The organism is Haladaptatus sp. HS23 (assembly GCF_056892285.1).
Genome location: NZ_JBXGLH010000001.1, coordinates 984,513 through 998,124, shown reverse-complemented (window position 1 = coordinate 998,124; position 13,612 = coordinate 984,513). Strand labels below are relative to the sequence as shown.

Annotated in this window: 17 protein-coding genes; 7 read left to right on the top strand and 10 right to left on the bottom strand. The window is 61.9% G+C overall.

All coding sequences use genetic code 11. The features are described from left to right. Positions 1 to 63 precede the first annotated feature (63 nt). Positions 64 to 918 carry a universal stress protein gene (locus AC1XDK_RS05475; protein WP_483348767.1) on the top strand — a complete coding sequence of 285 codons (855 nt, stop codon included), beginning with the start codon at positions 64 to 66 and terminating at the stop codon, positions 916 to 918. A 13-nt stretch (positions 919 to 931) separates the two neighbouring features. Here the strand turns inward: AC1XDK_RS05475 and AC1XDK_RS05470 are convergent, their stop codons facing one another. Further along, positions 932 to 1,915, bottom strand: coding sequence for an A24 family peptidase C-terminal domain-containing protein (locus tag AC1XDK_RS05470; RefSeq protein ID WP_483348766.1), 984 nt, complete (start codon positions 1,913 to 1,915; stop codon positions 932 to 934). Positions 1,916 to 2,019: 104 nt separating this feature from the next. On the opposite strand from AC1XDK_RS05470, the gene AC1XDK_RS05465 reads away from it, so the two are divergent. Then, positions 2,020 to 2,610, top strand: a complete 591-nt coding sequence (locus tag AC1XDK_RS05465; protein ID WP_483348765.1) for a DUF3238 domain-containing protein — start codon at positions 2,020 to 2,022, stop codon at positions 2,608 to 2,610. Positions 2,611 to 2,692: 82 nt separating this feature from the next. On the opposite strand, the gene fer is transcribed toward AC1XDK_RS05465, so the two are convergent. Beyond that, a complete protein-coding gene (gene fer, locus AC1XDK_RS05460) occupies positions 2,693 to 3,082 on the bottom strand; it encodes a ferredoxin Fer (protein WP_483348764.1) in 390 nt (129 codons plus the stop codon). 100 nt (positions 3,083 to 3,182) lie between these two features. Next, a complete protein-coding gene (locus AC1XDK_RS05455; RefSeq protein ID WP_483348763.1) occupies positions 3,183 to 4,370 on the bottom strand; it encodes an inorganic phosphate transporter in 1,188 nt (395 codons plus the stop codon). A gap of 75 nt (positions 4,371 to 4,445) precedes the next feature. Here AC1XDK_RS05455 and hisA point away from each other — a divergent pair, with 75 nt between their 5' ends. Continuing rightward, complete coding sequence (gene hisA, locus AC1XDK_RS05450) at positions 4,446 to 5,168, top strand: 1-(5-phosphoribosyl)-5-[(5-phosphoribosylamino)methylideneamino]imidazole-4-carboxamide isomerase (RefSeq protein ID WP_483348762.1); 723 nt, start codon at positions 4,446 to 4,448, stop codon at positions 5,166 to 5,168. On the opposite strand, the gene AC1XDK_RS05445 is transcribed toward hisA, so the two are convergent. Further along, positions 5,165 to 5,341 (bottom strand): hypothetical protein, encoded by a 177-nt coding sequence (locus tag AC1XDK_RS05445; RefSeq protein WP_483348761.1) that lies wholly within the window; start codon positions 5,339 to 5,341, stop codon positions 5,165 to 5,167. The two genes, hisA and AC1XDK_RS05445, sit on opposite strands and share 4 nt — an antisense overlap. Before the next feature lie 117 nt (positions 5,342 to 5,458). Here AC1XDK_RS05445 and hisB point away from each other — a divergent pair, with 117 nt between their 5' ends. Continuing rightward, positions 5,459 to 6,046: an imidazoleglycerol-phosphate dehydratase HisB gene (gene hisB / locus AC1XDK_RS05440; RefSeq protein ID WP_483348759.1), complete on the top strand. Its 588-nt coding sequence runs from the start codon at positions 5,459 to 5,461 to the stop codon at positions 6,044 to 6,046. 8 nt (positions 6,047 to 6,054) lie between these two features. On the opposite strand, the gene AC1XDK_RS05435 is transcribed toward hisB, so the two are convergent. After that, on the bottom strand, positions 6,055 to 6,627 hold the full coding sequence (locus tag AC1XDK_RS05435; protein ID WP_483348758.1) for a putative glycolipid-binding domain-containing protein: 573 nt from the start codon (positions 6,625 to 6,627) through the stop codon (positions 6,055 to 6,057). 91 nt (positions 6,628 to 6,718) lie between these two features. Here AC1XDK_RS05435 and trpY point away from each other — a divergent pair, with 91 nt between their 5' ends. Both trpY and AC1XDK_RS05425 read left to right on the top strand, forming a co-directional pair. Continuing rightward, positions 6,719 to 7,222 carry a TrpY family transcription regulator gene (gene trpY, locus AC1XDK_RS05430; RefSeq protein ID WP_483348756.1) on the top strand — a complete coding sequence of 168 codons (504 nt, stop codon included), beginning with the start codon at positions 6,719 to 6,721 and terminating at the stop codon, positions 7,220 to 7,222. A 66-nt stretch (positions 7,223 to 7,288) separates the two neighbouring features. Continuing rightward, complete coding sequence (locus AC1XDK_RS05425; protein ID WP_483348755.1) at positions 7,289 to 7,933, top strand: IMPACT family protein; 645 nt, start codon at positions 7,289 to 7,291, stop codon at positions 7,931 to 7,933. Between the two features lie 18 nt (positions 7,934 to 7,951). On the opposite strand, the gene AC1XDK_RS05420 is transcribed toward AC1XDK_RS05425, so the two are convergent. The 4 genes from AC1XDK_RS05420 to AC1XDK_RS05405 form a co-directional block, all read right to left on the bottom strand. Beyond that, entirely contained in the window at positions 7,952 to 9,139 is a 1,188-nt protein-coding gene (locus tag AC1XDK_RS05420; RefSeq protein WP_483348754.1) for an inorganic phosphate transporter, read from the bottom strand. A 59-nt stretch (positions 9,140 to 9,198) separates the two neighbouring features. Next, complete coding sequence (locus AC1XDK_RS05415) at positions 9,199 to 9,888, bottom strand: DUF5828 family protein (RefSeq protein WP_483348753.1); 690 nt, start codon at positions 9,886 to 9,888, stop codon at positions 9,199 to 9,201. A gap of 107 nt (positions 9,889 to 9,995) precedes the next feature. After that, positions 9,996 to 10,220 (bottom strand): DUF8007 family protein, encoded by a 225-nt coding sequence (locus tag AC1XDK_RS05410; protein ID WP_483348752.1) that lies wholly within the window; start codon positions 10,218 to 10,220, stop codon positions 9,996 to 9,998. Between the two features lie 105 nt (positions 10,221 to 10,325). After that, positions 10,326 to 11,048 carry a class I SAM-dependent methyltransferase gene (locus tag AC1XDK_RS05405; RefSeq protein ID WP_483348751.1) on the bottom strand — a complete coding sequence of 241 codons (723 nt, stop codon included), beginning with the start codon at positions 11,046 to 11,048 and terminating at the stop codon, positions 10,326 to 10,328. Positions 11,049 to 11,150: 102 nt separating this feature from the next. Between AC1XDK_RS05405 and AC1XDK_RS05400 the strand changes: the two genes are divergently transcribed. Further along, positions 11,151 to 11,756 (top strand): DUF8052 family protein, encoded by a 606-nt coding sequence (locus AC1XDK_RS05400; protein ID WP_483348750.1) that lies wholly within the window; start codon positions 11,151 to 11,153, stop codon positions 11,754 to 11,756. Here the strand turns inward: AC1XDK_RS05400 and AC1XDK_RS05395 are convergent. Next, on the bottom strand, positions 11,753 to 13,501 hold the full coding sequence (locus tag AC1XDK_RS05395) for a carbon starvation CstA family protein (RefSeq protein ID WP_483348749.1): 1,749 nt from the start codon (positions 13,499 to 13,501) through the stop codon (positions 11,753 to 11,755). The genes AC1XDK_RS05400 and AC1XDK_RS05395 overlap by 4 nt on opposite strands. Between the last annotated feature and the right edge of the window lie 111 nt (positions 13,502 to 13,612).

The window sequence follows — 13,612 nt, the reverse complement described above, 5'->3', positions numbered from 1 at the left end:
GCGCGAGACGAAAACCTCACGGAGAGCTAACGCTTTTGCTGACGGCCCCCGTATCTCTCGAAAATGGGGGGAACGAGTGAGTATCGTATCGCCGTCGCGGTGGCCGACCCCGCGAACGCCGCGCAGTTGACCCGAACCGCGGTCGATGTCGCACGCGAACGGAACGGTGACGTCCTCGTCTTGCGGGTTCTCGTGACCGAGCGACAGTCGCCGTTCGCACTGTACACCGACGAAGTCATCATCCGTGAGTTCGGCGGGGAACATCAGGAAATCCTCGACCGGGTGGTCGAAACCGCACAGGGGGCGGTTCCCGTGAGCGGCCAGTTGCTCGTCTCTCACGACGTCGCCCGCGCCCTCACCGACGCCGTCGTGGAGTTCGACTGTGACGCGCTCGTCGTGGGTTGGCAAGCGCGCGAACGACCGAGCGAAATCGTCCTCGGGAGCAACATCGACCGCATCGTGGCCCGCGCGCCGTGCGACGTCCTCGTGGAGAAAATCGGCCCGGCCGACGCCGTGGACTCTATTCTGGTCCCGGTCGCCGAGGGACCGCACGCCGAACTCGCGGCGAACGTCGCCCGTTCCATTGCGTTGCAAAACGATGCGGACGTCCACCTCCTCCGTGTCGGTGAGGATAACCCTCCCTCCGACCGACTGCTCGCCAGCATCGCGGCCCGAGTCGCTCCCGTTCCCGTCGAACGGGAGATTCGAAGCGGCTCCGTCACCGATACCGTGGTCGAACAAGCGTCGGAACACGACATCACCGTCCTCGGTTCGACTCGACAGGGTATGTTGCGGCGGCAACTCGTCGGGTCGGTCCCTCAGGCGGTCGGACGGCGTGCTGACACGACGGTCATCATCACTCGCCGGGAGGTCGGTATCCGACCGCGACTCACGCGGTTGGTTCGGGAAACGCTGTGAACGCGGGCGAAAATCAGATGGTCGCTAATCCGAGTGCGGCGAGCGCTCCCGAGAGCAGGTCGCCGTAGCCGACCGCGATAATCATCCCGAGGAACATCGGGACGATGAACGGGATTCCGGGCGACACCCACACCTCGCTTTTCGTCGCCAGCACCTCCAATCCCTCGCGGAGTTGTGTCGGCGTCGTCCCGTAGGCACCGTGGTCGATACTGTCGAGGAACGTCGCGGCCCCCCACGGGTCCTCGTAACCCGCCGCCTCGGTGTCCGATTTCCGCTCGACGACTGTTCCACCGTCAGTGACCATTCCGTCCGTCGGCGGATTCGGCGTCGCGGGCAGGCTTGCCGGGTCACGCAAGTCGTTGGCCCGCTCCCGAATCTCGGCTAGCGTCGTGCCGCGCCATCTGAGATACATTCGAAGGGCGTCCAAATCCACGCCGTTACGTGTCACTCGGTCGGGCGTTTCGAGCAGTCGACCGTGTGCCGTCGGCACCTCGTCCCAGTCCACGACTCGCCCGACGAACATCACCGACGAAATCCGACCGGCGAGGAGATTTCGCACCAGCAGTGCTGCGGGGTAGAGCGCCCCGAGCAGCACGGTGTTGGTCAAGATGGTCAGCGAAAACACGCCTAAAACCGTTCCCTGTGCGGGAATCATCACGTCTCCGAGATGGTACGTCGGATATGCCGGAAACAGGAGGGCGATGACGAGGAACGCCTTCGCATCCGCGCCGCCGAACGCCCGGAACCACCAGAATGCGACCACCAGCGGCGCGACGAACCCGAGACTCACCGCGACGTGAAAGAGGAACAACTTGCGTTGGAGCGGCGGTGCCCCCATCGCGGTTATTCCGTCCCACACCAGCAACACGATGGCCAGTGCAGTCAGCGGATACCACGTCTCGTTGGGCACTCGCCGAGTCTTCACGTCACGCCACGCGGCCCATCCGAACACGGGCAGGGCGAGCAGTCGGAGGAGGTCGGGAATCGAAGTATGCACCAAACGGTAGCGCTCGGTGAGATGTTTTAGCTGTTGCGATATATGTGATGGAAATTGGACGTTTCCCATCAATTTTATTTTTTCCCGATGTGTTCGAATCGGCGATGAGCGAACACGAAGTCGCCCTCGTGAAGATACGTGCAGCCACGTTCATTCCGTCGGCATGGATTTCACGCCCGATCGACGGCGAGAAAACGCTCGAATTCGAGGGTGACGACCGAGGCTTTACGCCCCACGCCGTCAACACCGGTCGCTGTCGCGTCGAACAGGAAGCGGTCGTCGATTTTACCGACGAGGGCCTCCGCTCGTACGCCGACACCGGTACGTCGGTCGAACGAATCACGTACCCGGACGGAACGCAAGAACTCCGCAGCGGGAAAGCATCGACCGACGGAATCACCTGTTCCGAGCCGCTCTGGCACGACGAGTACGTCGAATTCGACATGCACGCGAGCGCGAGCAACCCGCTGTCGCCACACGCGGACCCGGTGGACTTCCACCTCGAAGTCGCCGTTTGGCGCGATGGAGCAGTGCGTGTCCACGGACGACACGACGGCTTTCCCTGCTTCGAGTTCTACACGCAGACGGACTTCGGGGAGTTCCGCCCGCTGTATCGCCACGATTTCCGCGAAACCGGGGACAAGGCGCTCGCCCTGGCGGGTCCGATGGAGTACGAGTTCGAGCGAAGCCTCTGAGTTTTCGGCCCATCCGCGACATTCCGGGAACGCGTCGCTCCTCGGCGTGTCAAAAAAACCCCAAAAAAGACCCCCGATTCGTTTATATGACGCGGTTCTGCAGGTAGTCGAGGTGCTTGGCGTTGTAGACGATTTTGACCTCGTCCGTCGCCGCGCTACCGATGCAGGTGAGTCGGACGTTCTTGTCGTCCACTTCCTCGTCGCTGAGGATCTGCTGCATGTCCATGTCGATTTCTCCTTCCTTGACGATGGCTGCGCAGTTCGCACAGGCACCGGCACGGCACGAGAAGGGCCAGTCGTAGCCCTGTGCCTCGGCGGCTTCGAGGATGTACTCGCCTTCGTTGACGTCGAGCGAGCCGTAGTCTTCGCTGTCGAAATCGGCGTCTCCGGCCTTCTCGAACAGGTCGTCGTCGTCGATATCCCAGCCCTGGTCATCCAGCGTTTCGTAGTTGAGGTATTCTACGGTAGGCATCAGTCGGGGGTTCGTCCGCAGGATGGTTAGTAGTTGTTGTTTCGTCCGTCCGTAGTGATAAATCAGGAATGATTCGACCGATTTCTCGAACTCCACACAATCAGGCTGGAGAAAGTGGGACGAACGCGAAGAGGAGATACGACGCGAGGGCGGAAATCGAGGGTGTCAGAATCCAGAGAACGATGACTCGACCGGTGGTCGACGGGTCGAACAGGTCCCGCGCTTTCAACGTCTTGGGTTCCTCCTCGCCGATTTTCGCCACTTCCTCTTGCTCCTCGGGAAGGACGTTGACCGCCATCTCCGAGCGTTTTTCTCCATCGTCACCGCGGACCGCGGCTGCTGCCGCATCGGAGATTCGAACCGTCCTCGTCGCCCGGCCCCACCCGAGTCCGACGATGCACATCGTCGCGCTCACCGCGAGACTGGCGGGGATACCGAGCAAAGAGAGGAACGTGATGAGGCTCGCACTGACGACTTCGACGATGAGTGCTGCCAGTAGCGGCAAGTCCGTCAGGTCGTTCCCGACGGTATCGAGCGTCCGACGAGCGATGGTGAACGCACCGACCGCGATTGCCCCTCCCGCCAGCAGAACGCCCTGGCTTCCGGTGATGTCACCGCTTCCGACGAGGGGTGCCACCGCGTTGGCGACGTTGCTCGCACCCGCGGAGAAGGCCATGTAACAGCCGATTCCGACGACGAGGAAGGTCACCGTGACTTCCTTCGTCGTCGCGTTCGCGGAGACGGTCGGATACGGTATCGAGCCGACGCGATTAAATTCGAACAGCGGTCCCTTCGACTGTTCGAGGTGGAACCACACGTCGAGATACGGGTAGAGGTAGCGTCCGACGACGGCGCAAATCCAGAACGCGGTGATCGGTGCGAGAAGCCACGCGGAGACGATTCGAAACATGACGCCCTCGTCGAGCGTTCCGGTCGCTGCGCCCAATCCTGCGATTGCGCCGACGGCGGTCATCGAGGTCGATGCGGGCACGCCGAAGAGGTTCGAGATGAGGAGTGCCAACCCGACGAAGAAGAGGACGCCGACGCTGGCTGCGAGCGTGAACTGCGAACTCGGGACGATTTCCCCGCCCATCGTTTTGATGACGTTTCGACCGACCGTCCAACCACCGAGGAGCGCAAAGGCCGTCATCAACCCGGCTGCACCGCCTTTCGAGACGGTTCTACTCCCCACCGCGGGGCCGAACGCGACACCGGTCGAAGAACCGCCGATATTGAAACCAACAAATGCTGCGACCGCCAGCCCGACGAGGAGCAAAATTTCGACCATACACGTACATTCGTCTGAACGTCTTAAACGGTACCGACTCGTTGGGTTTAGACACTCCCCCGCCTAAAGCAGAGTATGTTCCCGACGTTCGAAGTCGTCCCGGCGGTGGATATGCAAGACGGCGAGGTCGTCCAACTCGTTCAGGGCGAGAAAGGCACGGAAACGACCTACGGCGACCCGGTAGACGCCGCGGAAAAGTGGGTCGAAGGCGGCGCGAAAACGCTCCATCTCGTCGACTTGGACGGCGCGTTCGAGGGCGAGCGCAAGAACGCCACGGCCGCCGAAGCGATTTTGGACGCGGTCGACGTCGACGTCCAGCTCGGCGGCGGGATTCGCACTGCTGATGATGCAACCGACCTCCTCGCGCGCGGCGTGGACCGTGTCATCCTCGGTACTGCGGCGATAGAGAATCCGGAAATCGTCGCGGAAATCAGCGAGGAGTACCCCGGCTCGGTCATGGTGAGTCTCGACGCAAAAGACGGCGAAGTCCTCGTTTCGGGGTGGACGGAATCGACGGGACTCGACCCGGCTGAGGCGGCGACGCGATACGAGAAGCTCGGCGCTGGCGCTATCCTGTTCACCGATGTCGACGTAGAAGGGCGGATGGAAGGCGTTCAGACGGGTCCCGTTCGGCGTGTCGCCGAGGCCGTCGGAATTCCGGTCGTGGCGAGCGGCGGAGTCGCAAGCGTAGAGGACGTTCGAACGCTCCGTGACGCGGGTGCGAGCGCCGTAGTCGTCGGCAGCGCGCTGTATCAGGGAGCGTTCACTCTGGCCGAAGCGACGGACGCGCTCGACTAGCGGGTCTGTCCGGCTATGTGATCGAAGATGTCCGGCGAATCGCCGAGGCGTGGTTCCACCATGACGTAGGCTCCGAAGGCAGCCATCGGTGCACCGATGAACAAGCCTGGAACCGTCCCACAGAGGAGGGCCCCGATGGCGACCAGCAGGACGCTGAGCATATCTCGTTTCAACACATGTTCTCTTTAGGGCGGGGGATAAATATAATTGCGTCAGACATATGTCGAGAATCTCGAACAAAATCCCCGTCGAACGGAACCACCTTGTATCTCCGCCCGAACTACTGCGGTATGAGCGACCGAACCGCCGCCGTGACGCGCGAGACGGCGGAGACGACCATCGAGGTGACGCTCGACGTGGACGGCGACGGCGAGTCCACCGTCGAGACGGGTATCGGCTTCTTCGACCACATGCTAGATAGCTTCGCCCGTCACGGCCTGTTCGACCTGACGGTCCGCGCCGACGGCGACCTGCACATCGACGACCATCACACCGTCGAGGACGTCGCCATCACCCTCGGCGAGGCGTTCGACGAGGCCCTCGGCGACCGCCGGGCCATCCACCGATTCGCCGACCGAAAGGTCCCGTTGGACGAAGCCGTCGGCGACATCGTCGTTGACGTGAGCGGCCGTCCGCTCTTCCGGTTCGACGGCGAGTTCTCACAGGAGCGCGTCGGCGACATGACCAGCCACATGACGAAACACTTCCTCCGTTCGCTGGCGATGAACGCCGGATTGACGCTTCACGCGGGCGTCGTCGGCGAGAACGCTCACCACGAAATCGAGGCGCTGTTCAAAGCCACCGCGCGAGCGATGGACGACGCGACGCAAATCGATGAACGGCGGAGCGACGTGGCGAGTACGAAAGAGAGTTTATAGGCCTGTCGCTACGGATACGCCCGCCGAAACACGCCCGGATAGTCCACCACTACCCCGTCGGAATCGACAGGCAGGTTCGCGGTGAAGCCACTCGCCAAACTCTCGTACCGGAACGAACCGTCGTCGGAGTCCAACGGTTCGAGACACGTGTACCGTTGTTCGACCGTTTCTGCCGTCATCGCGGGGACGTCGAGGTACGCGACGGAAATCGTCGCCGATTCGCCGGACTGCAACCCGAGTCGGCGAATCGGAATCGTGTTCGTGAACGGCGTCGCCGAGATATCTACGTCACGGCATCCCGTGAGTTCCGGCGCTCGTTCTCCGTCTTTCGTCCAGTTACCGTCTCCGTCGTGTTCGAGTTCGAGTCCGTGGCCGACGCCCAACGGGTCGATTTCGACCCGTCGAACCGTCCCTACTCCGTCACACTCCACGCGATAGCGAATCCGGAACGGCGCTGCCGTCCCTTCGTTTTCCGCGATTCCGACCACCGTTCCGTCGGCGTCGAGTTCCTCCCCGGACTCGACCGTGAGGTGCTCGATCCCGACGGCATCCACCGGTTCCCAAACGACGTGTCGTTCCATGGCTTTGCGTCGCCGTGTGACGTGATGAACCCTCTCGTTCCGAGACGAACCCCAACAGGACTAAACCGTCGGGTGCGTCTATCCGACAAGGATGTTCGACAGAATCATGCAGAAGTTCGAGGGCAGTCCGAGCCAACAACAGGTCATCAGACTCCTCCTCGAACGCGGGTTCTCGGTCAGCAACGAGGGACGTGTTGTTTCGGGCGGTATCGAGATTCCCAACACGCAGATCGCCCGCGAAATCGGCGTGGACCGCCGCGTCGTCGACTCCACCACCGACGCGATTCTGAAGGACGAGGAGTTGCGCCGCATCTTCCAGAACATCTCCTCGATTCCGAGCCTGATGGACTTGGCTCCCGTCCTCGACCTGTCCGTCCTGACCGTCGAAGTGCGCGACGCCGACGTTCCGGGTATCGTGGCGACCGTCACGTCGCTGCTCGCCGACAACGACATCTCCATCCGCCAGACCATCAGCGAGGACCCCGAGTTCACCGACGACCCGCGCCTCTACCTCGTCACGGACGAGGACGTCCCGGGCGACGTGCTCAACGAACTGAAGAACTTGGACTTCGTCCACCGCATCCAACTCAGCTGAATCTTCCTCGTTCTCCCATCGCGGCGAATCCACGCCTTTTCAGTGCTGCCCATCGAATCCCGACCAATGGGTGGTACGACGTATCGAACCGTGGCCGGTCGTGGTGAGTCGGCGTTCGAAGTTCGCGGTTCGGAGTTCATCGGCTACGTCGCGCCCGCGGACGGCGTCGAAGCGGCCGAATCGTTCATCGAAGACATCGAAGCGCTCCACGCTGATGCGACCCACAACGTGCCCGCCTACCGCGTGCAAGGTGGTCGAACTGCCACCGAGGAGAGCGCCGGCGTCGCTGGCTTCGTCCGCGAGTGGTCGAGCGACGATGGCGAACCGACGAGCAGCGCAGGGAAACCCGCTCTGAACGTCCTCCAACAGCGCGACGTCGAGAACGTCGTCGCCGTCGTCACGCGCTACTACGGCGGAACGAACCTCGGCGTCGGCGGCCTCGTTCGGGCGTACTCCCGCGCCGTCACGGAAGCCGTGGACGAGGCGGGTGTCGTCGAGGAACGGCCACATCAGCGCATCGCTATCGCCGTCGAGTACGACGATTCGGGGACCGTTCGCGGAATTTTGGAGAGCGAAGGCGTTGAGTTCGACGCCCAGTACGAAGAGCGCGTCGACTTTTCGGTTCGTGTTCCGGTCAAGGAGAGCGACGCACTGTGTGACCGACTTCGAAGTGCGACGAGCGGTCGGGCCGACATCGAAACCGTGGCGTGATTTCGATTCCGGCGTGTCTCAGAAGACGGCTTCGACGGCGCTGAACGCGCCGTAGCCCACGCCGAGCGCGAGCGCTAACGAGAGTACCCACGCGAGGATGGTGTAGAACATCTTCTTCCCGCTGACGCCGCCGCCGCTCGCGGCGTAACCGCTGCCGATGATCGTACTCACGATGATTTCGTTGAACGAGACGGGAATGCCGAAGAAGACGGCGCTTTGCGCGATGGCGAACGCCGGGATGAGCGCGGCGATGGACCGGCGCGGTCCGAGCGCGGAGTAGTCCTGTGCGAGCGCTTTTATCATCCGAGGGGCGCCCGTCCACGACCCGGCGAGGAGGCCGAGTCCACCGCCGACGAGGACCGGCACCACGGGAATAGAGTACGGGTCCAACAGCGGGAGGAGCGGCCCGATTGCTAATCCGACTTGACTGCCGCCGGCGGAGAACGCCACGAGTCCGCCGAGCGCGAGCAGAAATCGACGCTGACCGCGATTCAGGTTCGCGTCGAGTTCGCGCCTGAGAGCGAAGCCGACCAGTCCGGCGAGGACGAGCGACGCGAGAACGACGCCGAGGCCGATGCCAGCGACGGCGGGAAGCGATAGGTGTCCGGCGATGCTCTGTGCAATGGATGCGCTTTCGCCGGGCGGTCCGAGAAACACGAAGCCGACGTTGGCGATGATGATGCCGACGAGCGCACCGAGGAGTGGAATCGACGTCCGTTCTGCGACGTCCTCTCGGCGGAGTACCCGTGCCGTCACGTATGCGATACCGCCGCCGACGAACGGCGTGAGTATCCAGAGGGAGACTATCTGCTGGTATTTCGGCCACGCGGGAGTCCCCCCGAGTGCCAACCCGACGCCAACGATTGCGCCCGTCACGGTGAACGCAGTGGCGATGGGATAGCCGGTGAACACGCCGATTGCGACCAGTATCGCGGCCGTGAGCAGTCCCGTCGTCGCGGCGAGTGGCGACAACTGGACGCCGTGAATCAACTCCCGACCCACCGCTTGGGAGACGTTCGCCCCTTGGAGTGCCGCCCCCAGAAATCCGAGAATACCCACGAGAAACCCCGCACGCATCACCGAAAGCGCGTTCGCACCGACTGCCGGGGCGAACGGCGTCGAGCCGCTCGACCCCGCGCCGATGGCCCACGCCATGAACAGACTTGCGACCCCGGCGATAACCACCGTCAGTAACCCTCCAGCCATATCTATCCGCTATACCGTCTCGCGCTAATAGTGTACCGACTCGAAATCCAAACAATCAATCACGTTCTGTCGGCCCGCGGCCCGCCGCTTTTCTTCGGCGGTTCGACGCCTTCCGCCGCTTCGACGGTCTCGGTTTCCTTCTCGGTTTCGACGTGCCATCGGTCGATTTCGTCCTCGTAGGACGTCAGCGACTCCGACACCGAGTCCTTCAGGACGTCGTCGTTGACGTTCACCTCGAAGATGAATCCTTCTTCGCCGTCCTCCATCCGACTCGTCTGCTGGATGTTCGCGCTGACGAGTTCGTTGTCGAAGTAGTACGGCGCGAGTTGCGTCATCACCTTCTGGTACACCGTGTCCTCGACCTTTCGGATTGCCTTTCGCCCCGCCGAATCGGCGGCTCGAGCGACGTAGTTCACCGAGTCCTGCCACCTATCCACGGCACCTTCGGTGTCGTCCTCTTCCAATTTCTCGTACGATTCGGTCAGTTTTTCTCCCGCTGTTCGGAGGTCGTCGTCCGGGGATTCGCCCGCCTGCTCGCCTTTCCCTTCGCTAACGTGGGCCTGTTCGGCCGTCTTCTCGGCCACGTCCTCGCCGAGTCGCTCGTGGGCCTTCGGCCGCCACTCGTCCCACTCGGTGAACGCGTCGCCCGACGCGTCCGCCTCGCGGAGGGCTTGCGTGATTCGCTCCCCGTGTTCGACGATATCCCCCCAGCTACCTCGGAGTTTGAAGCCAGAGATGCTCTCTTCCATTCGATTGCTCGCTTGTAAGTTCTACAGGGTTTTATCTTTTGTCGCTAACGGCGTGTTAGCGGCTCTCATGCACCATTTCTCGGGGTTCACTGTTTTCCAGTAGAGAATTATTCGCTTCGAACGTTTCCGTACGTTACCCGCTCCGCGAACGCGTTCAGGCGGTCTTTCGCGCGACCGAGGAGTGTGACGTGTCCGCTCACCGCTTTCATCTCCCTTTCATCTACTTCGATTCGGTCATCGCCGTAGATGTCGCGCCCCTCCCCGTCGTCGGTTGCGTCGACGACGGTCGAGAGACCGCATCGACCACACGCTTCCGTTCGTTTGCCACCCATGTTTCGGCCTACGGAACCCTTCGTGTTATGTGTTACCCTGATATTCCAGGCGTTCGTTCGTGGGCCTTCACCTCGCCACGGAAGTCGGGTCCCTTCTCCCGATTCCTACAGCTCTTTTTCGAGAACGGCTTTGTAGAATCCCTCTCTCGGTTGAACCTCCGCCACATGCCACGGCGTTCCGACGGTCACGTCGCGCAGTCGCTCGGGCGAAAAGAGGATGAAGTGGAGGGTTCGTCCGACTTCTCGGTCGCCGTCTCGCTCGTACTCGAAGTGGAACGTTCGATGAGCGACTCCCCGGCGCGGGTCGGACCTGTAGCCGAGCAGGTCGTCCGGGGAGAGGTCCGTCGGGTCGTAGTTGTCCACGACGGCGACGCCTTTCTCGTCCGTTATTCGAGCGAGCTCCGAGAGGAGTTGTCGCGCCCCAGAGAGGGAATGTGAGAGCCCGAGTTGAGTTCCGCTCACGAGAGCGGAGCGAAACCTGTCCGTTCCGAAGCTCATCTCGAACATATCCATGACTCGAACGTCCTCGACGCCGCGATCATGGGTGGCTTCGACTGCCGCCGGACTCACGTCGATTGCGACCACCTCGCCTCGCTCCTGAAGAAATTCGGCGTGTTGTCCCGACCCACAGCCGATGTCGACGACGGGATGTTCGAGCGATTCGAGGAGGGTGCGCCAATCGTCACGCCAGTCCTCCCGCGGAGTGAAGTAATGCCCTTCGATGTCCCCATCCCACGTTTCCGCCCCGTCGCGGTACAGACAGTCGCCGCGCAGTCCGCCTCGTCGGTAGTCGAGTATCGCTCGACCGAGCGGGTCCGCATCCATCATAGTCTGTCACACACCATCACTTGTAATAAAATCATAACGAGTGTCGGTACCAACTCACGTATCAACAACGGATATTTATCGTTCCCTCACAACCGAACCAGTATGGATAGCGGTATCGAGTCACACGACTCGGACGACCCGTCGGACGCCGTCCCGGACTGGGACGACGAGTATGTAGACAGAGTGAGCGACCGCCTGTTCGTCAACTACGACCTCGAAAAGGAGTACGCCACCAACGGAGAAGCGTTCACGCTCTACGGACGACTGCTGATAGAGACACAAAAGCAGTTCCTCCATCGGTCCATCAACTACGCCAACCACAGCGCCGAGGAACACCTGTTCGTCCGGCGGGTCGGCTCCGCTCGCGTGACCGACCTCGAATCGCTCGCCCAACTCGGCCACGACCTCGCCGGCGACTGGATAGAGGCCGACGAGGAACACTTCGGGACCACGTTCACCTTCGTCGTCATCGCTTCCGACGTTTCCCCTGACGCTGAGGCGTTCGTCTCCGAGTTCACCGACCGGACGCTTCTGAAATACGGTCTCAACGGGCAGTACGAGATCAACCTCGCCGTCGTCGCCCCCGAACGGGAGACGCTCGTCGCCAGCCCGAACGCCGACGTCGGAAAGGCGTTCGCTCTCTGGGAACCGTTGACGCCGGAAAAATCTGGACTTCTTCGGCGATTCGTGCGGCGACTCAAACCTTAGTCGTCCGACTCACCACCGTCCGTAACCGGTTGTCCGCTCGGTTCGTTCTGTGCCGACGTGATGTTTTCATAGCCGATGCGGACCAGCGAGAGCGCGAGTCCGACGAGCACCAAGGCGATTATCGTCTGTACCCCCGCGGACAGCGCGCTGCCGAGCGCCATATCTCCACCCTCGACGAACTTCTGCCAGACGTTCTGGTAGAGCGCGAGGTACAGTAGGCCGAGGATGGTGACGAACGTCATCAGCGCCATCGGGACGCCCGTGCTGATGAGCTGTTTGCTCTTGTTCCAGTTCGCCAGCCAGACCGTCGCGGTCAGCAGCGCCAACGCCGCGAGCAACTGGTTCGCGCCGCCGAACAGCGGCCAGAGGTCCGACCACGTGCCGGACGCGACGAGCGCGTACGCGATGACGCACTGCAGTCCGGCGTTGAAGTACCGGTTCGCGGCCACGCTTTCGACTTCCGTTTCCGGCGTTCCGACGATTTCTTCGAACATGTAGCGACCGAGGCGAAGCGCCGTGTCGGTCGAGGTGAGCAGGAAACTCACCATGACGAGCGCCATGAACGGCGCGCCGAAGTCGGCCGGAATTCCGAAGCTCGTGAGCATGATGCCGCCACCGGTCGCGAAGTTAGGGAGCGCCTGTCCGACACCGCCACCTTCGACGACCTTTCCGACGAGCGCGACCGTTGCGAGCGCGAGCGTCGCCAGCAACCCTTCACCGAGCATGCCACCGTAACCGATGACCCGCGCGTCAGATTCCTGATTGAGCTGTTTCGACGTCGTCCCCGAGGAGACGAGCGAGTGGAAACCGCTGATGGTCCCGCACGCGATGGTGATGAACAGCAGCGGGAACAGGGGTTGGTCGGTGATGCCCCAGAATCCGTTGTAGCCGGAGATGTTCACGGTGAGCGGTTGGTTCGGCGTGATAGCCGCGATATCGAGCCAACCACCGACGGTTCCGACGATGACCGCCAACAGCGCGCCGCCGACACCCGCGTACAGCAGGAACGACGACAGGTAGTCACGCGGTTGCAGGAGCGTCCACACCGGGAGGACGCTCGCGATGAACGCGTACCCCAAGATGATGGGAACCCACGTTTCCGCCGAGAGTTCGAGCGGATACGCCTGCCCGACGAAGACGCTGGCGAACACGGCGATGACGAAGACGACGGTTCCCGGCCCGAATGGCAGATTGAGTTGGTACAGGTACACCCCGAACACGACGGCCAGCGCGATGTACAGGATGCTCGCCGTCGCGGCGCTCGGATACGCCTCGAACACGACGCCGACGACGAACGCGAACACGGCGACGACGAGGATGATGGTCAGGAACGCGAACCACAGCAACATGTTCTTGCCCCGCTCGCCGACGTACTCCCCGATGATGTATCCGATGGACTTCCCCTCGTGACGTAGACTGCTCGACAACGCGATGAAGTCGTGCGTCGCGCCGAGGAGCGGGTTTCCGATTGCGATCCACAACAACGCGGGAATCCATCCCCAAATCACCCCTGCCGTTATCGGTCCAACGATTGGTGCACCTCCTGCAATACTGGAATAGTGGTGTCCAAGCAAAACGGGCTTCTTCGCAGGAACGTACTCCTGCCCGTCTTCGTACTTATGAGCGGGTGTCTCGTTGCTGTCGTCCAATTCTACGAACTGTGCGAGGTATCGTGAATAGGTCAAATAACCTATGCTGAAAAGTACCAGTACGCCAAGTACTAGCCATATGATTGCAGTCGCCATGGTATTATGCCTCATAGCAAATACATCGATGATGTACAATAAGTGTTCCTTTACTCTCGGCGGTATTGGACACTTGAAAACGCCGGTTTTGAGATAATAGCGGATTGCTTT

Excerpts from the sequence above, each read along its gene's own strand:
- AC1XDK_RS05475 (WP_483348767.1), top strand. The coding sequence starts at position 64 with ATGGGGGGAACGAGTGAGTATCGTATCGCCGTCGCGGTGGCCGACCCC.
- AC1XDK_RS05465 (WP_483348765.1), top strand. The coding sequence starts at position 2,020 with ATGAGCGAACACGAAGTCGCCCTCGTGAAGATACGTGCAGCCACGTTC.
- fer (WP_483348764.1), bottom strand. The coding sequence starts at position 3,082 with ATGCCTACCGTAGAATACCTCAACTACGAAACGCTGGATGACCAGGGC.
- AC1XDK_RS05455 (WP_483348763.1), bottom strand. The coding sequence starts at position 4,370 with ATGGTCGAAATTTTGCTCCTCGTCGGGCTGGCGGTCGCAGCATTTGTT.
- hisA (WP_483348762.1), top strand. The coding sequence starts at position 4,446 with ATGTTCCCGACGTTCGAAGTCGTCCCGGCGGTGGATATGCAAGACGGC.
- hisB (WP_483348759.1), top strand. The coding sequence starts at position 5,459 with ATGAGCGACCGAACCGCCGCCGTGACGCGCGAGACGGCGGAGACGACC.
- AC1XDK_RS05435 (WP_483348758.1), bottom strand. The coding sequence starts at position 6,627 with ATGGAACGACACGTCGTTTGGGAACCGGTGGATGCCGTCGGGATCGAG.
- trpY (WP_483348756.1), top strand. The coding sequence starts at position 6,719 with ATGTTCGACAGAATCATGCAGAAGTTCGAGGGCAGTCCGAGCCAACAA.
- AC1XDK_RS05425 (WP_483348755.1), top strand. The coding sequence starts at position 7,289 with ATGGGTGGTACGACGTATCGAACCGTGGCCGGTCGTGGTGAGTCGGCG.
- AC1XDK_RS05420 (WP_483348754.1), bottom strand. The coding sequence starts at position 9,139 with ATGGCTGGAGGGTTACTGACGGTGGTTATCGCCGGGGTCGCAAGTCTG.
- AC1XDK_RS05415 (WP_483348753.1), bottom strand. The coding sequence starts at position 9,888 with ATGGAAGAGAGCATCTCTGGCTTCAAACTCCGAGGTAGCTGGGGGGAT.
- AC1XDK_RS05410 (WP_483348752.1), bottom strand. The coding sequence starts at position 10,220 with ATGGGTGGCAAACGAACGGAAGCGTGTGGTCGATGCGGTCTCTCGACC.
- AC1XDK_RS05405 (WP_483348751.1), bottom strand. The coding sequence starts at position 11,048 with ATGATGGATGCGGACCCGCTCGGTCGAGCGATACTCGACTACCGACGA.
- AC1XDK_RS05400 (WP_483348750.1), top strand. The coding sequence starts at position 11,151 with ATGGATAGCGGTATCGAGTCACACGACTCGGACGACCCGTCGGACGCC.
- AC1XDK_RS05395 (WP_483348749.1), bottom strand. The coding sequence starts at position 13,501 with ATGGCGACTGCAATCATATGGCTAGTACTTGGCGTACTGGTACTTTTC.